The 20,978-nt window shown below is 61.6% G+C and carries 15 protein-coding genes and 1 tRNA gene; all 16 read left to right on the top strand.

Annotated elements, in window-relative coordinates; all coding sequences use genetic code 11:
* The coding region (tuf, locus tag DIE12_RS35425; protein WP_034191706.1) for an elongation factor Tu at positions 1–1,182 on the top strand (1,182 nt) is incomplete at its 5' end.
* Positions 1,183–1,241: 59 nt separating this feature from the next.
* A tRNA-Trp gene (locus DIE12_RS35420) sits at positions 1,242–1,317 on the top strand.
* Positions 1,318–1,359: 42 nt separating this feature from the next.
* Positions 1,360–1,740, top strand: a complete 381-nt coding sequence (secE, locus tag DIE12_RS35415) for a preprotein translocase subunit SecE (protein ID WP_006482892.1) — start codon at positions 1,360–1,362, stop codon at positions 1,738–1,740.
* Position 1,741: 1 nt separating this feature from the next.
* On the top strand, positions 1,742–2,299 hold the full coding sequence (gene nusG / locus DIE12_RS35410) for a transcription termination/antitermination protein NusG (protein WP_006400672.1): 558 nt from the start codon (positions 1,742–1,744) through the stop codon (positions 2,297–2,299).
* Positions 2,300–2,439: 140 nt separating this feature from the next.
* Positions 2,440–2,871 carry a 50S ribosomal protein L11 gene (rplK, locus tag DIE12_RS35405; protein ID WP_006400671.1) on the top strand — a complete coding sequence of 144 codons (432 nt, stop codon included), beginning with the start codon at positions 2,440–2,442 and terminating at the stop codon, positions 2,869–2,871.
* Positions 2,872–3,567, top strand: a complete 696-nt coding sequence (gene rplA, locus DIE12_RS35400) for a 50S ribosomal protein L1 (protein WP_044849038.1) — start codon at positions 2,872–2,874, stop codon at positions 3,565–3,567. It begins immediately after the preceding gene.
* Between the two features lie 308 nt (positions 3,568–3,875).
* Positions 3,876–4,373: a 50S ribosomal protein L10 gene (rplJ, locus tag DIE12_RS35395; protein ID WP_021161756.1), complete on the top strand. Its 498-nt coding sequence runs from the start codon at positions 3,876–3,878 to the stop codon at positions 4,371–4,373.
* Positions 4,374–4,436: 63 nt separating this feature from the next.
* Positions 4,437–4,811 carry a 50S ribosomal protein L7/L12 gene (rplL, locus tag DIE12_RS35390; protein ID WP_021161757.1) on the top strand — a complete coding sequence of 125 codons (375 nt, stop codon included), beginning with the start codon at positions 4,437–4,439 and terminating at the stop codon, positions 4,809–4,811.
* Between the two features lie 376 nt (positions 4,812–5,187).
* Entirely contained in the window at positions 5,188–9,294 is a 4,107-nt protein-coding gene (gene rpoB / locus DIE12_RS35385) for a DNA-directed RNA polymerase subunit beta (protein WP_044849037.1), read from the top strand.
* 21 nt (positions 9,295–9,315) lie between these two features.
* The gene (gene rpoC, locus DIE12_RS35380) at positions 9,316–13,557 is read left to right on the top strand and encodes a DNA-directed RNA polymerase subunit beta' (RefSeq protein WP_044849036.1); all 4,242 of its coding nucleotides are present in this window, start codon (positions 9,316–9,318) and stop codon (positions 13,555–13,557) included.
* A gap of 241 nt (positions 13,558–13,798) precedes the next feature.
* Positions 13,799–15,646 carry a DNA helicase RecQ gene (gene recQ, locus DIE12_RS35375; protein ID WP_044849035.1) on the top strand — a complete coding sequence of 616 codons (1,848 nt, stop codon included), beginning with the start codon at positions 13,799–13,801 and terminating at the stop codon, positions 15,644–15,646.
* A gap of 227 nt (positions 15,647–15,873) precedes the next feature.
* Entirely contained in the window at positions 15,874–16,254 is a 381-nt protein-coding gene (gene rpsL, locus DIE12_RS35365; RefSeq protein WP_006400662.1) for a 30S ribosomal protein S12, read from the top strand.
* A 172-nt stretch (positions 16,255–16,426) separates the two neighbouring features.
* Positions 16,427–16,897, top strand: a complete 471-nt coding sequence (gene rpsG, locus DIE12_RS35360) for a 30S ribosomal protein S7 (protein ID WP_006477195.1) — start codon at positions 16,427–16,429, stop codon at positions 16,895–16,897.
* Between the two features lie 123 nt (positions 16,898–17,020).
* Entirely contained in the window at positions 17,021–19,123 is a 2,103-nt protein-coding gene (gene fusA / locus DIE12_RS35355) for an elongation factor G (RefSeq protein WP_044849034.1), read from the top strand.
* A gap of 41 nt (positions 19,124–19,164) precedes the next feature.
* Positions 19,165–20,355, top strand: a complete 1,191-nt coding sequence (gene tuf, locus DIE12_RS35350; RefSeq protein ID WP_124551557.1) for an elongation factor Tu — start codon at positions 19,165–19,167, stop codon at positions 20,353–20,355.
* Positions 20,356–20,640: 285 nt separating this feature from the next.
* Positions 20,641–20,952, top strand: coding sequence for a 30S ribosomal protein S10 (rpsJ, locus tag DIE12_RS35345; RefSeq protein WP_004199280.1), 312 nt, complete (start codon positions 20,641–20,643; stop codon positions 20,950–20,952).
* Positions 20,953–20,978 lie beyond the last annotated feature (26 nt).

The following is a 20,978-nucleotide window of genomic DNA, read 5'->3' as shown; positions in this document are numbered from 1 at the left end:
GAAAAGTTTGAGCGGACCAAGCCGCACGTCAACGTTGGTACGATTGGTCACGTTGACCACGGCAAGACGACGCTGACGGCAGCGATCACGACGGTGCTGACGAAGAAGTTCGGCGGCGAAGCGAAGGCTTACGACCAGATCGACGCGGCACCGGAAGAAAAGGCGCGCGGTATCACGATCAACACGGCACACGTCGAGTACGAAACGGCTAACCGCCACTACGCACACGTCGACTGCCCGGGCCACGCTGACTATGTGAAGAACATGATCACGGGCGCGGCACAGATGGACGGCGCGATCCTGGTTTGCTCGGCAGCAGACGGCCCGATGCCGCAGACGCGTGAGCACATCCTGCTGGCACGTCAGGTTGGCGTTCCGTACATCATCGTGTTCCTGAACAAGTGCGACATGGTGGACGACGCTGAACTGCTCGAGCTGGTCGAGATGGAAGTTCGCGAACTCCTGTCGAAGTACGACTTCCCGGGCGACGACACGCCGATCGTGAAGGGTTCGGCCAAGCTGGCGCTGGAAGGCGACACGGGCGAGCTGGGCGAAGTGGCGATCATGAGCCTGGCCGACGCGCTGGACACGTACATCCCGACGCCGGAGCGTGCAGTTGACGGCGCGTTCCTGATGCCGGTGGAAGACGTGTTCTCGATCTCGGGCCGTGGTACGGTGGTGACGGGTCGTGTCGAGCGCGGCATCGTGAAGGTCGGCGAAGAAATCGAAATCGTCGGTATCAAGCCGACGGTGAAGACGACCTGCACGGGCGTTGAAATGTTCCGCAAGCTGCTGGACCAAGGTCAGGCAGGCGACAACGTCGGTATCCTGCTGCGCGGCACGAAGCGTGAAGACGTGGAGCGTGGCCAGGTTCTGGCGAAGCCGGGTTCGATCACGCCGCACACGCACTTCACGGCTGAAGTGTACGTGCTGAGCAAGGACGAAGGCGGCCGCCACACGCCGTTCTTCAACAACTACCGTCCGCAGTTCTACTTCCGTACGACGGACGTGACGGGCTCGATCGAGCTGCCGAAGGACAAGGAAATGGTGATGCCGGGCGACAACGTGTCGATCACGGTGAAGCTGATCGCTCCGATCGCGATGGAAGAAGGTCTGCGCTTCGCAATCCGCGAAGGCGGCCGTACCGTCGGCGCCGGCGTCGTCGCCAAGATCATCGAGTAAGCCAGTTATTCGTTGATCGACAGTTTTGGGGCTGGCAACAGCCAGCCCCAGCATGGTTTAGGGGTATAGCTCAACTGGCAGAGCGTCGGTCTCCAAAACCGAAGGTTGGGGGTTCGATTCCCTCTGCCCCTGCCAAAAATCGCCACGTGTCCCACGTGGCATTTGTTTTAAGGTGTTATGGCGAATCCATCCGTCGAAACTGTAAATACCTCCGGCGATAAGCTGATGCTGGCCCTGGGCGTATTGCTGGTCTTGGCCGGATTCGTGGGCTTCTTCTGGCTGGCCAACCAGCAGTGGTATGTCCGCGGTGCCGCATTGGCGGTAGGTATCATCGCCGGCGTGGCCGTCGGCCTGATGTCCGCACCTGGCAAGAGCCTCATCGCGTTTGCCAAGGATTCGTACAAGGAAGTCCGCAAGGTCGTTTGGCCCACCCGCAAGGAAGCAACGCAAACCACACTCGTCGTGTTCGGTTTCGTGCTCGTGATGGCGATTTTCCTCTGGTTGAGTGACAAATCGATCGAATGGGTGATTTTCTCGGCGATTCTGGGTTGGAAATGATATGAGCGATACTCCGGCATCCCCGAGCGGAAAGCGTTGGTACGTCGTGCACGCCTACTCCGGTATGGAGAAGAGCGTGCAGCGTGCGCTTCAAGAGCGCATCGAACGTGCTGGCATGCAGGATAAATTCGGTCAGATCCTGGTTCCGACCGAAGAAGTGGTCGAAGTCAAAGGTGGCCACAAGGCAGTAACCGAGCGTCGTTTCTTCCCCGGCTACGTGCTGGTGGAAATGGAAATGACGGACGAAACGTGGCACCTCGTGAAGAACACGGCGAAGGTCACGGGTTTCGTCGGCGGTGCGCGTAACCGCCCGACTCCGATTTCCCCGAAGGAAGTCGAAAAGATCATGTCGCAGATGCAGGAAGGCGTCGAGAAGCCGCGCCCGAAGACCCTGTTCGAAGTTGGCGAGATGGTGCGTGTCAAGGAAGGCCCGTTCACGGACTTCAACGGCACGGTCGAAGAAGTCAACTACGAAAAATCGCGCGTGCGTGTGTCGGTCACGATCTTTGGCCGATCCACTCCAGTCGAACTCGAGTTCGGCCAGGTCGAAAAAGTTTGATCCCGATTCGGTGGGCAGCCTCGGCTGCCCACCTTCGCGCTTACGGTCCGCGTTATGGCCGTTGAGGAGCGTCAGTAGCCAGCGGCGAACGCGCGTTATCACTCACCGAATGCCGTCTGGCGTTCTAACGAGGTTTACAAATGGCAAAGAAGATTGTCGGCTTTATCAAGCTGCAGATTCCTGCAGGTAAAGCCAACCCGTCGCCGCCGGTCGGTCCGGCACTGGGCCAGCGCGGCCTGAACATCATGGAGTTCTGCAAGGCGTTCAACGCGCAGACTCAAGGCATGGAGCCGGGTCTGCCGGTGCCGGTGGTCATCACGGCATACGCTGACAAGAGCTTCACGTTCGTGATGAAGACGCCGCCGGCAACCGTCCTGATCAAGAAGGCAGCGAAGGTGGACAAGGGCTCGAGCAAGCCGCACACCGACAAGGTCGGTTCGATCACGCGCGCTCAAGCCGAAGAAATCGCGAAGACCAAGATGCCGGACCTTACGGCAGCTGATCTGGACGCAGCCGTTCGCACCATCGCTGGTAGCGCACGCTCGATGGGCATCACTGTGGAGGGCGTGTAAATGGCTAAGATCTCCAAGCGCCGTCAGGCATTTGCCGCCAAGGTCGACCGTCAGAAGCTGTACGCGATCGAAGATGCACTGGCACTCGTGAAGGAATGCGCGAGCGCGAAGTTCAACGAATCGATCGACGTCGCAGTCCAGCTCGGCATCGATGCGAAGAAGTCGGACCAGGTCGTTCGTGGTTCGGTCGTTCTGCCGGCAGGTACGGGCAAGTCGGTTCGCGTTGCCGTGTTCGCGCAAGGCGAGAAGGCCGAGCAGGCTCGTGCAGCAGGCGCGGAAATCGTCGGTATGGAAGACCTGGCAGAGCAGATCAAGGCTGGCCAGATGGACTTCGACATCGTGATCGCTTCGCCGGACACGATGCGTATCGTCGGTACGCTCGGTCAGATCCTCGGCCCGCGCGGCCTGATGCCGAACCCGAAGGTTGGTACGGTCACGCCGGACGTCGCAACCGCCGTCAAGAACGCGAAGGCTGGTCAGGTGCAATTCCGTGTCGACAAGGCCGGTATCATCCACGCGACCATCGGCCGTGCATCGTTCGAATCGACTGCACTGCGTTCGAACCTGTCGGCGCTGATCGAAGCGCTGCAGAAGGCCAAGCCGGCAACGAGCAAGGGCGTCTACCTGCGCAAGATCGCACTGTCGAGCACGATGGGCGTCGGCGTGCGTGTCGACCAGGCTACGCTGGCAGCGTAAGAAAGTATTCGGGCCGCTTCGTTCGCGAAGCGGCCTACATGGGCTTTGGGCGGTTGTTCGTGCAGTTGGGCGGGCAACCGGTTATCAAAGACCGTTGGTGGGACGCAGCAGGCAGGCGATCCCTTAATTCAAGCCAACGCAGATGGCGAACCCGAAAAAGTTTTGCAGTGGTGAAGCCGCAGGTCGTGAAGCGATTCACGGCGTGAGGTGGAAATACTCCTAACGAGGTCGGACGCCGTTGTTGAACGAGGTACGTGAGGTTTCGGCCATGCCGGCCGCGCCGAACGTATCGTTTCTGGAGGCTAACCGTGCCGCTTAATAGAGAAGACAAGCAAGCCGTCGTCGCTGAGGTTTCCGCGCAAGTCGCGAAGGCCCAGACCGTTGTGCTGGCTGAGTATCGTGGAATTGCGGTTGGCGATCTGACCAAGCTGCGCGCGAAAGCGCGTGAGCAACAGGTTTACCTGCGCGTGTTGAAGAACACGCTGGCGCGTCGCGCTGTTGAAGGTACCCCTTTTGCTCCGCTGGCAGAGCAGATGACTGGTCCGCTGATCTACGGCATCTCGGAAGATGCAATTGCCGCTGCTAAGGTCGTCAACGACTTCAGCAAGAGCAATGACAAGTTGGTCATCAAGGCTGGTTCGTTCGATGGCAAGGTGATGGACAAGGCTGGCGTGCAAGCGCTGGCAAGCATCCCGAGCCGTGAAGAACTGCTCTCGAAGCTGCTGTTCGTTATGCAATCGCCTGTTTCGGGCTTCGCGCGTGCTCTGGCCGCGCTCGCCGAGAAGAAGCAAGCGGAAGCTGCGTAAGCGAACGTGCATCAGCGTTACTGATCGCTGGCTGTATCCGAATTCAATTTAGGAGTATTTCAAATGGCAATCGCAAAAGAAGACATCCTGGCAGCAGTCGAAGGGATGACCGTTCTGGAACTGAACGAACTGGTCAAGGCGTTCGAAGAGAAGTTTGGCGTGTCGGCAGCTGCAGTGGCAGTCGCTGGCCCGGCAGGCGGCGGCGCTGCTGCTGCTGCAGAAGAAAAGACCGAATTCACGGTCGTTCTGGCTGAAGCAGGCAGCAACAAGGTTGCAGTCATCAAGGCAGTTCGCGAACTGACGGGCCTGGGCCTGAAGGAAGCGAAGGACGTCGTTGACGGCGCACCGAAGGCTGTCAAGGAAGGCGTCGACAAGGCTGCTGCTGAAGAAGCCAAGAAGAAGCTGGAAGAAGCTGGCGCGAAGGTCGAAGTCAAGTAAGTTTCGACGCGCTGTGCGAAGGCTGGCGGTATTTTCACCGCCGGCCTTTTTGTGCTTTGTGGGGACGTTATTCTGGCACTCATTCGGGAGCCCGAATAATCGGCCCCAGAAGCCAAAGAAAACCGCCGAATCGTTGTCAATGCATCGATTGGCGTTTCTCTTTGTCTTCTGAAGCGACTGCAGAAGGCAAGTTTGGTCGGGTAGCGGGCAACACAGGCATCCGCTGCCGTCAGCCAGCGGTTGGTAGCGGCCAACCACCAAGCTTCTCGGCTCGTTCAAGCCATCGGGCGGCCATCGGGTCTCAGTCGGTGAACACTCGGGTTTGAAACGTCCAGGTATCCCGCCTCGACAGCACCCGCCGTGATTCGGAGATCGTATGCAATATTCCTTCACCGAGAAGAAGCGCATTCGCAAGAGTTTCGCGAAGCGCCCCATCGTTCACCAAGTTCCGTTCTTGCTGGCCACCCAGCTTGAATCATTCAGCACGTTTCTGCAAGCCGATGTGCCTGGCGCGCAACGCAAGCCTGAAGGTTTGCAGGCCGCCTTCACATCGGTATTTCCCATTGTTTCGCACAACGGCTTCGCGCGCCTCGAGTTCGTGAGCTATGCGTTGTCCGCGCCGGCATTCAACATCAAGGAATGCCAGCAGCGTGGCCTGACGTACTGCTCCGCGCTGCGCGCGAAGGTCCGCCTCGTCATCCTCGACAAGGAATCGCCGAACAAGCCGGTCGTCAAGGAAGTGAAGGAGCAGGAAGTGTACATGGGCGAAATTCCGCTCATGACGCCGACGGGCTCGTTCGTCATCAACGGCACCGAGCGTGTCATCGTCTCGCAGCTGCACCGTTCGCCGGGCGTGTTCTTCGAACACGACAAGGGCAAGACGCACAGCTCGGGCAAGCTGCTGTTCTCGGCACGGATCATTCCGTACCGCGGCTCGTGGCTCGACTTCGAATTCGATCCGAAGGACATCCTGTACTTCCGCGTCGACCGTCGCCGCAAGATGCCGGTCACGATCCTGCTGAAGGCCATCGGCCTGACGCCTGAACAGATCCTCGCGAACTTCTTCGTGTTCGACAACTTCACGCTGATGGGCGAAGGCGCGCAACTCGAGTTCGTGCCCGAGCGCCTGCGTGGTGAAGTCGCGCGCTTCGACATCACGGATCGTGATGGCAAGGTCATCGTCCAGAAGGACAAGCGGATCAACGCGAAGCACATTCGCGATCTCGAAGCCGCGAAGACCAAGTTCATCTCGGTGCCGGAAGACTATCTGCTCGGCCGCGTGCTGGCGAAGAACGTCGTCGACGGCGACACCGGCGAAGTGATCGCGAGCGCGAACGACGAAGTCACGGAAAGCGTGCTCGAGAAGCTGCGCGAAGCGGACATCAAGGACATCCAGACGCTCTACACGAACGATCTGGACCAGGGTCCGTACATCTCGTCGACGCTGCGTGTCGACGAAACGACCGACAAGACGGCCGCGCGCATCGCGATCTACCGCATGATGCGTCCGGGCGAGCCGCCGACCGAAGAAGCGGTCGAGGCGCTGTTCAACCGTCTGTTCTACAGCGAAGAAGCGTACGACCTGTCGAAGGTCGGCCGCATGAAGTTCAACCGCCGCGTCGGCCGTGACGAGATCGTCGGCCCGATGACGCTGCAGGACGACGACATCCTCGCGACGATCAAGATTCTCGTCGAGCTGCGCAACGGCAAGGGCGAAGTGGACGACATCGACCACCTCGGCAACCGTCGCGTGCGTTGCGTCGGCGAACTGGCGGAAAACCAGTTCCGCGCGGGTCTCGTGCGTGTCGAGCGCGCGGTCAAGGAACGCCTCGGCCAGGCCGAAAGCGAAAACCTGATGCCGCACGACCTGATCAACTCGAAGCCGATTTCGTCGGCGATCCGCGAGTTCTTCGGTTCGTCGCAGCTGTCGCAGTTCATGGACCAGACCAACCCGCTGTCGGAAATCACGCACAAGCGCCGTGTTTCCGCACTGGGCCCGGGCGGTCTGACGCGCGAACGCGCAGGCTTCGAAGTGCGTGACGTGCACCCGACCCACTATGGCCGCGTGTGCCCGATCGAAACGCCGGAAGGTCCGAACATCGGTCTGATCAACTCGCTCGCACTGTACGCGCACCTGAACGAGTACGGCTTCCTCGAGACGCCGTACCGCAAGGTCGTGGACAGCAAGGTGACCGACCAGATCGACTACCTGTCGGCGATCGAGGAAGGCCGCTACATGATCGCGCAGGCGAACGCCGCGATCGACGAAAACGGCACGCTGATCGACGAACTCGTGTCGTCGCGTGAAGCCGGCGAAACGATGATGGTCACGCCGGACCGTATCCAGTACATGGACGTCGCGCCGTCGCAGATCGTGTCGGTTGCAGCTTCGCTGATCCCGTTCCTCGAGCACGACGATGCGAACCGTGCACTGATGGGTTCGAACATGCAGCGTCAGGCCGTGCCGTGTCTGCGTCCGGAAAAGCCGGTCGTCGGTACGGGCATCGAGCGCACCTGCGCGGTCGACTCGGGCACGACGGTCCAGGCGTTCCGCGGCGGCGTGGTCGACTACGTCGACGCAGGCCGTATCGTGATTCGCGTGAACGACGACGAAGCGGTCGCGGGTGAAGTCGGTGTCGACATCTACAACCTGATCAAGTACACGCGTTCGAACCAGAACACGAACATCAACCAGCGTCCGATCGTGAAGATGGGCGACAAGGTCTCGCGCGGCGACGTGCTGGCCGACGGCGCCTCGACGGACCTGGGCGAGCTCGCGCTCGGCCAGAACATGCTGATCGCGTTCATGCCGTGGAACGGCTACAACTTCGAAGACTCGATCCTGATCTCGGAGAAGGTCGTTGCGGACGATCGCTACACGTCGATCCACATCGAAGAGCTGAACGTCGTTGCACGCGACACGAAGCTCGGGCCGGAAGAAATCACGCGCGACATCTCGAACCTGGCGGAAGTCCAGCTCGGCCGTCTCGACGAATCGGGCATCGTGTACATCGGTGCTGAAGTCGAAGCCGGCGACGTGCTGGTCGGCAAGGTCACGCCGAAGGGCGAGACCCAGCTGACGCCGGAAGAGAAGCTGCTGCGCGCGATCTTCGGCGAGAAGGCTTCGGACGTGAAGGACACGTCGCTGCGCGTGCCGTCGGGCATGAGCGGCACCGTGATCGACGTCCAGGTGTTCACGCGTGAAGGCATCCAGCGCGACAAGCGCGCCCAACAGATCATCGACGACGAACTGAAGCGCTACCGTCTCGACCTGAACGACCAGCTGCGCATCGTGGAAGGCGACGCGTTCCAGCGTCTCGCACGCATGCTGGTGGGCAAGGTCGCGAACGGCGGTCCGAAGAAGCTCGCGAAGGGCACGAAGATCGACCAGGCTTACCTGGAAGACCTCGACCACTACCACTGGTTCGACATCCGCCTCGCGGACGACGAAGCAGCGGCATCGCTCGAAGCGATCAAGAACTCGATCGAAGAGAAGCGTCACCAGTTCGACCTCGCGTTCGAAGAGAAGCGCAAGAAGCTCACGCAAGGCGACGAACTGCCGCCGGGCGTGCTGAAGATGGTCAAGGTGTACCTCGCGGTCAAGCGTCGCCTGCAGCCTGGCGACAAGATGGCGGGCCGTCACGGTAACAAGGGTGTCGTGTCGAAGATCGTCCCGATCGAAGACATGCCGTACATGGCCGACGGCCGTCCGGCAGACGTCGTGCTGAACCCGCTGGGCGTTCCGTCGCGGATGAACGTGGGTCAGGTTCTGGAAGTGCACCTCGGCTGGGCCGCGAAGGGCCTCGGCTGGCGTATCGGCGAAATGCTGCAGCGTCAGGCGAAGATCGAGGAACTGCGCGTGTTCCTGACGAAGATCTACAACGAGTCGGGCCGCCAGGAAGACCTGGAAAGCTTCACCGACGACGAGATCCTCGAACTCGCGAAGAACCTGCGCGAAGGCGTGCCGTTTGCAACGCCGGTGTTCGACGGTGCGACCGAGGAAGAAATGGGCAAGATGCTCGACCTCGCGTTCCCGGACGACATCGCGGAACAGCTCGGCATGAACCCGTCGAAGAACCAGGTCCGCCTGTACGACGGCCGCACGGGTGAAATGTTCGAACGTCGCGTGACGCTCGGCTACATGCACTACCTGAAGCTGCACCACTTGGTCGACGACAAGATGCACGCACGTTCGACCGGCCCGTACTCGCTCGTCACGCAGCAGCCGCTGGGTGGTAAGGCGCAGTTCGGTGGCCAGCGTTTCGGTGAAATGGAAGTGTGGGCACTCGAAGCGTACGGCGCGTCCTACGTGCTGCAGGAAATGCTGACGGTGAAGTCGGACGACGTGACCGGCCGGACGAAGGTTTACGAGAACCTCGTCAAGGGCGATCACGTGATCGATGCAGGCATGCCGGAATCCTTCAACGTGCTCGTGAAGGAAATCCGCTCGCTCGGTATCGACATCGATCTCGACCGCAATTAATCGGACTACGGAGAGAAGGCAATGAAAGCTCTGCTCGATCTATTCAAGCAAGTCCAACAGGAAGAAGTTTTCGACGCGATCAAGATCGGTCTGGCCTCGCCGGACAAGATCCGTTCGTGGTCGTTCGGCGAAGTGAAGAAGCCGGAGACCATCAACTACCGTACGTTCAAGCCGGAACGCGATGGTCTGTTCTGCGCGAAGATCTTCGGGCCGATCAAGGACTACGAGTGCCTGTGCGGCAAGTACAAGCGCCTGAAGCACCGCGGCGTGATCTGCGAGAAGTGCGGCGTCGAAGTGACGCTGGCGAAGGTGCGTCGCGAACGGATGGGCCACATCGAGCTGGCCTCGCCGGTCGCGCACATCTGGTTCCTGAAGTCGCTGCCGTCGCGTCTGGGCATGGTGCTCGACATGACGCTGCGCGACATCGAACGCGTGCTGTACTTCGAAGCATACGTGGTGATCGAACCGGGCATGACGCCGCTGAAGGCGCGGCAGATCATGACCGAAGAGGATTACTACAACAAGGTCGAGGAATACGGCGACGAATTCCGTGCCGAGATGGGCGCGGAAGGCGTGCGTGAACTGCTGCGTGCGATCAACATCGACGAGCAGGTCGAGACGCTGCGCACCGAGCTGAAGAACACCGGCTCGGAAGCGAAGATCAAGAAGTACGCGAAGCGCCTGAAGGTCCTCGAGGCATTCCAGCGCTCGGGCATCAAGCCCGAGTGGATGATCCTCGAAGTGCTGCCGGTGCTGCCGCCGGAACTGCGTCCGCTCGTGCCGCTGGACGGCGGCCGTTTCGCGACGTCGGACCTGAACGACCTGTATCGCCGCGTGATCAACCGTAACAACCGGTTGAAGCGTCTGCTCGAGCTGAAGGCACCTGAAATCATCGTCCGCAACGAAAAGCGGATGCTGCAGGAAGCCGTCGACTCGCTGCTCGACAACGGTCGTCGCGGCAAGGCGATGACGGGCGCGAACAAGCGTCCGCTGAAGTCGCTCGCCGACATGATCAAGGGCAAGGGCGGTCGTTTCCGTCAGAACCTGCTGGGCAAGCGCGTCGACTACTCGGGCCGTTCGGTCATCGTGGTCGGCCCGACGCTGAAGCTGCACCAGTGCGGTCTGCCGAAGCTGATGGCGCTCGAGCTGTTCAAGCCGTTCATCTTCAACAAGCTGGAAGTGATGGGCGTCGCGACGACCATCAAGGCTGCGAAGAAGGAAGTCGAGAACCAGACGCCGGTGGTGTGGGACATCCTCGAAGAGGTGATCCGCGAGCACCCGGTGATGCTGAACCGTGCGCCGACGCTGCACCGTCTCGGTATCCAGGCGTTCGAGCCGGTGCTGATCGAAGGCAAGGCGATTCAGCTGCACCCGCTCGTCTGCGCGGCGTTCAACGCCGACTTCGACGGTGACCAGATGGCCGTTCACGTGCCGCTGTCGCTCGAAGCGCAGATGGAAGCGCGTACGCTGATGCTGGCGTCGAACAACGTGCTGTTCCCGGCCAACGGCGATCCGTCGATCGTGCCGTCGCAGGATATCGTGCTGGGTCTGTACTACGCGACCCGCGAAGCGATCAACGGCAAGGGCGAAGGCCTGTCGTTCACCGGCGTGTCGGAAGTGATCCGCGCGTACGAGAACAAGGAAGTCGAGCTGGCCTCGCGCGTCAACGTGCGGATCACCGAAATGGTCCGCAACGAGGACACGTCGGAAGGCGCGCCGGAATTCGTGCCGAAGATCTCGCTGTACGCGACGACCGTCGGTCGCGCGATCCTGTCGGAGATCCTGCCGCACGGCCTGCCGTTCTCGGTGCTGAACAAGCCGCTGAAGAAGAAGGAAATCTCGCGCCTGATCAACACCGCATTCCGCAAGTGCGGTCTGCGTGCGACGGTCGTGTTCGCCGACCAGCTGATGCAGTCGGGTTTCCGCCTCGCGACGCGTGCCGGCATTTCGATCTGCGTGGACGACATGCTCGTGCCGCCGCAGAAGGAAACGATCGTCGGCGACGCTGCGAAGAAGGTGAAGGAGTACGACCGCCAGTACATGTCGGGTCTCGTCACCGCGCAGGAACGCTACAACAACGTGGTCGACATCTGGTCGGCAACGTCGGAAGCGGTCGGCAAGGCGATGATGGAGCAGCTGTCGACGGAGCCGGTGACGGACCGCGACGGCAACGAGACGCGCCAGGAGTCGTTCAACTCGATCTACATGATGGCCGACTCGGGCGCCCGGGGTTCGGCGGTGCAGATTCGTCAGCTGGCCGGTATGCGAGGCCTGATGGCGAAGCCGGACGGCTCGATTATCGAGACGCCGATTACCGCGAACTTCCGCGAAGGCCTGAACGTGTTGCAGTACTTCATCTCGACCCACGGCGCACGTAAGGGTCTGGCTGATACGGCACTGAAGACCGCGAACTCGGGTTACCTGACGCGTCGTCTCGTCGACGTCACGCAGGATCTGGTGGTGGTCGAGGACGATTGCGGCACGTCGAACGGCGTCGCGATGAAGGCGCTGGTCGAAGGCGGTGAAGTCGTCGAAGCGCTGCGCGACCGTATCCTCGGCCGCGTCGCGGTCGCGGACGTCGTGAACCCGGAAACGCAGGAAACGCTGTACGAATCGGGCACGCTGCTCGACGAAACGGCGGTCGAGGAAATCGAACGCCTCGGCATCGACGAAGTGCGCGTGCGCACGCCGCTGACCTGCGAAACGCGTTACGGTCTGTGCGCGGCCTGCTACGGCCGTGACCTCGGCCGCGGCTCGCTCGTGAACGTCGGCGAAGCAGTCGGCGTGATCGCGGCACAGTCGATCGGTGAGCCGGGCACGCAGCTGACGATGCGTACGTTCCACATCGGTGGTGCGGCATCGCGTGCGGCAGTGGCGTCGTCGGTCGAAGCGAAGAGCAACGGTATCGTGCGTTTCACGGCGACGATGCGTTACGTCACCAACGCGAAGGGCGAGCAGATCGTCATTTCGCGTTCGGGCGAGGCGCTGATCACCGACGATTTCGGTCGCGAGCGCGAGCGTCACAAAGTGCCGTACGGCGCGACGCTGCTGCAACTCGACGGCGCGACGATCAAGGCCGGCACGCAGCTGGCGACGTGGGACCCGATGACGCGTCCGATCATCACCGAGTACGGTGGTACGGTGAAGTTCGAGAACGTCGAGGAAGGCGTGACCGTCGCGAAGCAGATCGACGACGTGACCGGCCTGTCGACGCTGGTCGTGATCGACGTGAAGCGTCGTGGTTCGCAAGCTTCGAAGAGCGTGCGTCCGCAGGTGAAACTGCTCGACGCGAACGGCGACGAAGTGAAGATCCCGGGCACGGAGCACGCAGTGCAGATCGGCTTCCAGGTCGGCGCACTGATCACCGTGAAGGACGGCCAGCAAGTGCAGGTGGGTGAAGTGCTTGCACGTATCCCGACCGAAGCGCAGAAGACGCGTGACATTACCGGCGGTCTGCCGCGGGTGGCGGAACTGTTCGAAGCGCGTTCGCCGAAGGACGCCGGCATTCTCGCGGAAGTCACCGGTACGACGTCGTTCGGCAAGGACACGAAGGGCAAGCAGCGTCTCGTCATCACGGACCTCGAAGGCAATCAGCACGAGTTCCTGATCGCGAAGGAAAAGCAGGTCCTGGTCCACGATGCTCAGGTCGTCAACAAGGGCGAAATGATCGTGGACGGCCCGGCCGATCCGCACGACATCCTGCGTCTGCAGGGTATCGAGGCGCTGTCGCGCTACATCGTCGACGAAGTGCAGGACGTGTATCGTCTGCAGGGCGTGAAGATCAACGACAAGCACATCGAGGTGATCGTTCGCCAGATGCTGCGTCGTGTGCAGATCACCGACAACGGTGATACGCGCTTCATCCCGGGCGAACAGGTCGAGCGTTCCGACATGCTGGACGAGAACGATCGCATGATCGCCGAGGGCAAGCGCCCGGCTTCGTACGACAACGTGCTCCTCGGTATCACGAAGGCGTCGCTGTCGACCGACTCGTTCATCTCCGCGGCATCGTTCCAGGAAACGACCCGCGTGCTGACCGAAGCGGCGATCATGGGCAAGCGCGACGATCTGCGCGGCCTGAAGGAAAACGTGATCGTCGGCCGTCTGATCCCGGCCGGTACGGGTCTCGCGTTCCACAAGGCACGCAAGGCGAAGGAGATGTCCGACCGCGAGCGTTTCGACCAGATCGCAGCGGAAGAGGCATTCGACTTCGGTACGCCGAGCGCGCCGGCGGAAGAGCCGCAACACCCGGCAGCCGAATAAGCGCGGGCGGCGCGAGCCGCCTCACGCTGCCGTATTCGCTGTCATCGAAACCGCCCGGTCCGCCGGGCGGTTTTTTTTATCCGTCGTTCACGTGCATGACGGGCTTGCCGCACGGTCGCGCAGGCCCGTCATGCGCGCGCTCGAACCCTGTCCGATCGGCCAACGTTGCACGATTCGCCGCGCGCTGCGCGAGCGGGTTGTTAAAATTGCGGTCATCCTTCCGCCGTCCTCGTTCTCACTCATGTCCCGCGCCCTCGAAATCCTCGACGAAGTTTTTGGTTATTCCGCCTTTCGCGGCCAGCAGGGCGAGATCGTCGAACACGTCGCCGGCGGCGGTGATTGCCTCGTGCTGATGCCGACGGGCGGCGGCAAGTCGCTGTGCTACCAGATCCCGGCGCTGCTGCGCCGCGAGGCCGGGCAGGGCGCGGGCATCGTGGTGTCGCCGCTGATCGCGCTGATGCAGGACCAGGTCGCCGCGCTGAGCGAAGTCGGCGTGCGCGCGGCCTACCTGAACTCGACACTGTCGGGCGCCGAGGCCGCGGCGACCGAGCGCGCGCTGCGCGAGGGCGAGATCGACCTGCTGTACGTCGCGCCCGAGCGGCTGATGACGGGTCGCTTCCTCGACCTGCTCGAGCGCGCGAAGATCGGCCTGTTCGCGATCGACGAGGCGCACTGCGTGTCGCAGTGGGGGCATGACTTCCGTCCCGAATACATCCAGCTGTCGGTGCTGCACGAACGCTTCCCGTCGGTGCCGCGCATCGCGCTGACCGCCACTGCCGACGCGATCACGCGCGACGAGATCATCCATCGCCTCGCGCTCGACGACGCGCGTGTGTTCGTGTCGAGCTTCGATCGTCCGAACATCCGTTACCGTATCGTCGAGAAGGACAACGCGCGTTCGCAGCTGCTCGACTTCATCCGCGCGGAACACACGAACGCGGACGGCACGACCGACGCGGGCGTCGTCTACTGCCTGTCGCGCCGCAAGGTCGAGGAAACGGCCGAATGGCTGAAGGCTCAGGGTGTGCGCGCGCTGCCGTATCACGCGGGGATGGAGTTCGAGGTACGGCAGAAGCACCAGGAAATGTTCCAGCGCGAGGAAGGCATCGTGATGTGCGCGACGATCGCGTTCGGCATGGGCATCGACAAGCCGGATGTGCGCTTTGTCGCGCACCTCGATTTGCCGAAGAGCGTCGAGGGCTACTACCAGGAAACCGGCCGTGCGGGCCGCGACGGGATGCCGGCGAACGCGTGGATGGCGTACGGGCTCGGTGACGTCGTCCAGCAGCGCAAGATGATCGACGAGTCCGATGCGGACGACGCGCACAAGCGCGTGCAGACGTCGAAGCTCGACGCGTTGCTCGGGTTGTGCGAGACGATCTCGTGCCGGCGCGTGCGGCTCCTGAACTACTTCGGCGAGGCGAGCCAGCCGTGCGGCAACTGCGACACGTGCCTCGAACCGCCCGATTCATGGGACGCGACGCGCGAGGCGCAGATGGCGCTGTCATGCGTATTCCGCGCGCAGCGCGCGAGCGGCTTCAATTTCGGCTCGAGCCATCTGATCGAGATCCTGCGCGGCGGCCGCACGGAGAAAGTGTTGCAGCGCGGCCACGATCAGCTCAGCACGTTCGGGATCGGCGCATCGCTGTCCGAACCCGAGTGGCGCGCGATTTTCCGGCAACTCGTCGCGTACGGCTATCTCGCGGTCGACCATGGCGGCTTCGGCGCGCTGATGCTGACCGAGGCCGCGAAGCCGGTGCTGAAGAACGAGGAGAAGGTCACGCTGCGCCGCTACGTGAAGCCGCAGCGCACGCGCCAGTCGTCGAGCCGCAGCGGCACGCGCGTCGACCCGACGGCCGGCATGGGCACGCGCGAGCGCGCACGCTGGGACGCGCTGCGCGCGTGGCGCGCGGAAACCGCGAAGTCCGACGGCGTGCCGGCCTACGTGATCTTCCACGATGCGACGCTGGCCGAAATCGCGCGCAACGCGCCAGAGACGATCGACGACCTGCGCCATATCCCCGGCATGGGCGTGCGCAAGCTCGAGCGCTTCGGCGACGAGATCATCGACGTCGTCGAATCGGCGTGACACAGGTGTTCCGACCCTTCCGGTAAACCGCCCGCGCGGCTGGCAAATCACGCAAGCCGTTGACTTAGTTGGCATTTCCGGAATATCATGCTGGGTTCCGGTATTCGGTGGGCCGTGTCGCGTTCGAAAGCTCGCACCCGATTCGCCGGTTCGGAAGTCAACTGTGCGTCGATTCTCGCTTTGCCCGAAATCGATGTGCAGATTTTGTTCAATTTCAGGAATAAACAATGCCAACCATCAACCAACTGGTTCGCAAAGGCCGTCAGTCGGAAACGACGAAGAGCAAGAGCCCGGCCCTGCAGGACTGCCCCCAGCGTCGCGGCGTGTGCACCCGTGTGTACACGACGACGCCGAAGAAGCCGAACTCGGCACTCCGTAAGGTCGCCAAGGTTCGTCTGACGAACGGCTTCGAAGTGATTTCGTACATCGGCGGTGAAGGCCACAACCTGCAGGAACACTCGGTTGTGCTGATCCGCGGCGGCCGTGTGAAGGACTTGCCGGGTGTGCGTTACCACATGGTTCGCGGCTCGCTGGATACCCAGGGCGTCAAGGACCGTAAGCAAGCGCGCTCGAAGTACGGCGCGAAGCGTGCAAAGGCTGCCAAGTAAGCAGTTTTTGATCAGGGATCGCCGCAGGGCGGTCAAGGCGGGAGTGCCGGATTGCCGGTGCTGTCGAGTAAGTGGTCACCCGGCCAAGCTGGTTAGTCGTGAAGATGTGATCGGGTTTGTTGGTGGCCGCGGAGCTGGAACCAGCTCCAACTGAACAAGTAAAGGAAGAATCATGCCGCGTCGTCGCGAAGTCCCCAAGCGGGAAGTGTTGCCGGATCCGAAGTTCGGCAACGTTGATGTTGCCAAGTTCATGAACATGCTGATGCTGTCCGGCAAGAAGTCGGTTGCAGAGCGCATCGTTTATGGCGCATTCGAACAAATCCAGACCAAGGGTGGCAAGGACCCGCTGGAAGTGTTCACGGTTGCGCTCAACAACGTGAAGCCGGTGGTCGAAGTGAAGAGCCGCCGCGTTGGTGGTGCCAACTATCAAGTTCCGGTCGAAGTGCGCCCGTCGCGTCGTATGGCATTGGCGATGCGCTGGCTGCGTGAGGCTGCGAAGAAGCGCAGCGAGAAGTCGATGGCTCTGCGCCTGGCTGGTGAACTCTCCGAAGCGGCCGAAGGCCGTGGCGGCGCGATGAAGAAGCGCGATGAAGTTCACCGCATGGCAGAAGCCAACCGCGCGTTCTCGCATTTCCGTTTCTAAGCGCCTGGCTGGGCTGTTTGCGGAAATAAATTCCGGGCGGGTGCGCTTTTCAGGCGCCTCGCCCGTTTGTGTTGAAGCATGATGCAGCTGGGCTGCATCATGTCATCCCAGTAGAGGATCAAAGTGGCTCGCAAGACTCCTATCGAGCGCTACCGCAATATCGGTATTAGCGCTCACATCGACGCCGGCAAAACGACGACGACCGAGCGCATTCTGTTTTACACCGGTGTGAACCACAAGATCGGTGAAGTCCACGACGGCGCAGCAACGATGGACTGGATGGAGCAGGAACAAGAGCGTGGCATCACGATCACGTCCGCTGCTACCACGGCCTTCTGGAAGGGCATGGGCGGCAACTATCCGGAACACCGCATCAACATCATCGACACGCCGGGCCACGTCGACTTCACGATCGAAGTGGAGCGTTCGATGCGCGTGCTCGACGGCGCGTGCATGGTGTACTGCGCAGTGGGCGGCGTGCAGCCGCAGTCGGAAACGGTGTGGCGCCAGGCTAACAAGTACAAGGTGCCCCGTCTCGCGTTCGTCAACAAGATGGACCGTACCGGCGCGAACTTCTTCAAGGTCTACGACCAGCTCCGTCTGCGCCTGAAGGCGAACCCGGTTCCGGTCGTGGTGCCGATCGGCTCGGAAGAAAACTTCAAGGGCGTGGTCGACCTGATCAAGATGAAGGCGATCATTTGGGACGAAGCGTCGCAAGGCACGAAGTTCGACTACGTCGACATCCCGGCCGAGCTCGCCGAGACCTGCAAGGAATGGCGCGAAAAGATGGTCGAAGTGGCTGCTGAAGCCAGCGAAGACCTGATGAACAAGTACCTGGAAGAAGGCGATCTGCCGGAAGCCGACATCGTCAAGGCGCTGCGCGACCGTACGATCGCGTGCGAAATCCAGCCGATGCTGTGCGGTACCGCGTTCAAGAACAAGGGCGTGCAGCGTATGCTCGACGCCGTGATCGACTTCCTGCCGTCGCCGGTCGACATCCCGCCGGTCAAGGGCGAGCTCGAAAACGGTGAAGAAGCAGAGCGCAAGGCGTCGGACGAAGAGAAGTTCTCGTCGCTCGCGTTCAAGATCATGACCGACCCGTTCGTCGGCCAGCTGATCTTCTTCCGTGTGTACTCGGGCGTCGTCAATTCGGGCGACACGCTGCTGAACTCGACCAAGGGCAAGAAGGAACGCCTCGGCCGGATTCTGCAGATGCACGCGAACCAGCGTGAAGAAATCAAGGAAGTCCGTGCGGGCGACATCGCTGCTGCGGTCGGCCTGAAGGAAGCGACCACGGGCGACACGCTGTGCGACCCGGCGAACCCGATCGTTCTCGAACGCATGGTGTTCCCGGAGCCGGTGATTTCGCAGGCTGTCGAGCCGAAGACCAAGGCTGACCAGGAAAAGATGGGCCTCGCGCTGAACCGTCTGGCGCAGGAAGATCCGTCGTTCCGCGTGCAGACCGACGAAGAGTCGGGCCAGACCATCATTTCGGGCATGGGCGAGCTCCACCTCGAAATTCTGGTCGACCGGATGAAGCGTGAATTCGGCGTGGAAGCGACCGTCGGCAAGCCGCAGGTTGCATACCGCGAAACGATCCGTTCGACGGCGAAGGATGTCGACGGCAAGTTCGTCAAGCAGTCGGGTGGTCGCGGCCAGTACGGTCACGCGGTCATCACGCTCGAGCCGAACGAACAAGGCAAGGGCTACGAGTTCTTCGACGAGATCAAGGGTGGTGTGATTCCGCGTGAATACATCCCGGCGGTCGACAAGGGTATCCAGGACACGCTGAAGTCGGGCGTGCTGGCTGGCTTCCCGGTCGTCGACGTGAAGGTTCACCTGACGTTCGGTTCGTACCACGACGTTGACTCGAACGAAAACGCGTTCCGCATGGCCGGTTCGATGGCGTTCAAGGAAGCGATGCGCAAGGCGAACCCGGTCGTCCTCGAGCCGATGATGGCTGTCGAAGTCGAGACGCCGGAAGACTACATGGGCAACGTGATGGGCGACCTGTCGGGCCGTCGCGGCATCGTCCAGGGCATGGAAGACATGGTTGGCGGCGGCAAGATCGTTCGCGCCGAAGTGCCGCTGTCGGAAATGTTCGGTTACTCGACGTCGCTGCGTTCGCTGACGCAAGGTCGTGCAACGTACACGATGGAGTTCAAGCACTACGCTGAAGCTCCGCGCAACGTTGCTGAAGCGATCATCAGCGCGAAGTCGAAGTAAATCTGCAGCTACCAACCGATATTTTTTGAAAGAAGAGAATCATGGCAAAAGAAAAGTTTGAGCGGACCAAGCCGCACGTCAACGTTGGTACGATTGGTCACGTTGACCACGGCAAGACGACGCTGACGGCAGCGATCACGACGGTGCTGACGAAGAAGTTCGGCGGCGAAGCGAAGGCTTACGACCAGATCGACGCGGCACCGGAAGAAAAGGCGCGCGGTATCACGATCAACACGGCACACGTCGAGTACGAAACGGCTAACCGCCACTACGCACACGTCGACTGCCCGGGCCACGCTGACTATGTGAAGAACATGATCACGGGCGCGGCACAGATGGACGGCGCGATCCTGGTTTGCTCGGCAGCAGACGGCCCGATGCCGCAGACGCGTGAGCACATCCTGCTGGCACGTCAGGTTGGCGTTCCGTACATCATCGTGTTCCTGAACAAGTGCGACATGGTGGACGACGCTGAACTGCTCGAGCTGGTCGAGATGGAAGTTCGCGAACTCCTGTCGAAGTACGACTTCCCGGGCGACGACACGCCGATCGTGAAGGGTTCGGCCAAGCTGGCGCTGGAAGGCGACACGGGCGAGCTGGGCGAAGTGGCGATCATGAGCCTGGCCGACGCGCTGGACACGTACATCCCGACGCCGGAGCGTGCAGTTGACGGCGCGTTCCTGATGCAGGTGGAAGACGTGTTCTCGATCTCGGGCCGTGGTACGGTGGTGACGGGTCGTGTCGAGCGCGGCATCGTGAAGGTCGGCGAAGAAATCGAAATCGTCGGTATCAAGCCGACGGTGAAGACGACCTGCACGGGCGTTGAAATGTTCCGCAAGCTGCTGGACCAAGGTCAGGCAGGCGACAACGTCGGTATCCTGCTGCGCGGCACGAAGCGTGAAGACGTGGAGCGTGGCCAGGTTCTGGCGAAGCCGGGTTCGATCACGCCGCACACGCACTTCACGGCTGAAGTGTACGTGCTGAGCAAGGACGAAGGCGGCCGCCACACGCCGTTCTTCAACAACTACCGTCCGCAGTTCTACTTCCGTACGACGGACGTGACGGGCTCGATCGAGCTGCCGAAGGACAAGGAAATGGTGATGCCGGGCGACAACGTGTCGATCACGGTGAAGCTGATCGCTCCGATCGCGATGGAAGAAGGTCTGCGCTTCGCAATCCGCGAAGGCGGCCGTACCGTCGGCGCCGGCGTCGTCGCCAAGATCATCGAGTAATATCGACGATCCGCGGATCCCTCCGGGGTCCGCGATTCCACGGTAGGCAGTCGTACCGTCGAAACCGGGTGTCCAGTTCGATCTGGCACCCGGTTTTTCTTTGTGGCGTGCGCGTTGCCATATTGACAAACGCACACCACCGCTTCGATTTTTCGTGTAGAATCGCGGGCTTAGCAGTGGAAGTACCGTTCGGGACCGGGCGCCTCGCTCCCCGCAGGCAACAGGTTTCGCGTTCTTTTAGTGTCCGGCGATGCAACATCGCCTCGCTCTTTTCAAGGAATCGTCATGCAGCAACAGAAAATCCGCATTCGCCTGAAGGCTTTCGACTATCGTCTGATCGATCAATCGGCTGCCGAGATCGTCGATACCGCGAAGCGGACTGGCGCAATCGTCCGTGGCCCGGTGCCGCTGCCGACGCGCATTCAGCGTTTTGACATCCTGCGTTCGCCGCACGTCAACAAGACGTCGCGCGATCAGCTCGAAATCCGTACCCACCAGCGCCTGATGGACATCGTCGATCCGACCGACAAGACGGTTGACGCGCTGATGAAGCTCGACCTGCCGGCTGGCGTCGACGTGGAAATCAAGCTGCAGTAAGGCTTTCGGCGCCTCCCGGCGTGCCG

It is taken from the genome of Burkholderia sp. Bp9015 (assembly GCF_003853505.1).
In the GTDB taxonomy this organism is placed as follows: Bacteria; Pseudomonadota; Gammaproteobacteria; order Burkholderiales; family Burkholderiaceae; genus Burkholderia.
Note: the sequence above shows the minus strand (reverse complement) of the source record. Positions and strands in the feature narration are given on the sequence as shown.

Excerpts from the sequence above, each read along its gene's own strand:
- secE (WP_006482892.1), top strand. The coding sequence starts at position 1,360 with ATGGCGAATCCATCCGTCGAAACTGTAAATACCTCCGGCGATAAGCTG.
- nusG (WP_006400672.1), top strand. The coding sequence starts at position 1,742 with ATGAGCGATACTCCGGCATCCCCGAGCGGAAAGCGTTGGTACGTCGTG.
- rplK (WP_006400671.1), top strand. The coding sequence starts at position 2,440 with ATGGCAAAGAAGATTGTCGGCTTTATCAAGCTGCAGATTCCTGCAGGT.
- rplA (WP_044849038.1), top strand. The coding sequence starts at position 2,872 with ATGGCTAAGATCTCCAAGCGCCGTCAGGCATTTGCCGCCAAGGTCGAC.
- rplL (WP_021161757.1), top strand. The coding sequence starts at position 4,437 with ATGGCAATCGCAAAAGAAGACATCCTGGCAGCAGTCGAAGGGATGACC.
- rpoB (WP_044849037.1), top strand. The coding sequence starts at position 5,188 with ATGCAATATTCCTTCACCGAGAAGAAGCGCATTCGCAAGAGTTTCGCG.
- rpoC (WP_044849036.1), top strand. The coding sequence starts at position 9,316 with ATGAAAGCTCTGCTCGATCTATTCAAGCAAGTCCAACAGGAAGAAGTT.
- recQ (WP_044849035.1), top strand. The coding sequence starts at position 13,799 with ATGTCCCGCGCCCTCGAAATCCTCGACGAAGTTTTTGGTTATTCCGCC.
- rpsL (WP_006400662.1), top strand. The coding sequence starts at position 15,874 with ATGCCAACCATCAACCAACTGGTTCGCAAAGGCCGTCAGTCGGAAACG.
- rpsG (WP_006477195.1), top strand. The coding sequence starts at position 16,427 with ATGCCGCGTCGTCGCGAAGTCCCCAAGCGGGAAGTGTTGCCGGATCCG.
- tuf (WP_124551557.1), top strand. The coding sequence starts at position 19,165 with ATGGCAAAAGAAAAGTTTGAGCGGACCAAGCCGCACGTCAACGTTGGT.
- rpsJ (WP_004199280.1), top strand. The coding sequence starts at position 20,641 with ATGCAGCAACAGAAAATCCGCATTCGCCTGAAGGCTTTCGACTATCGT.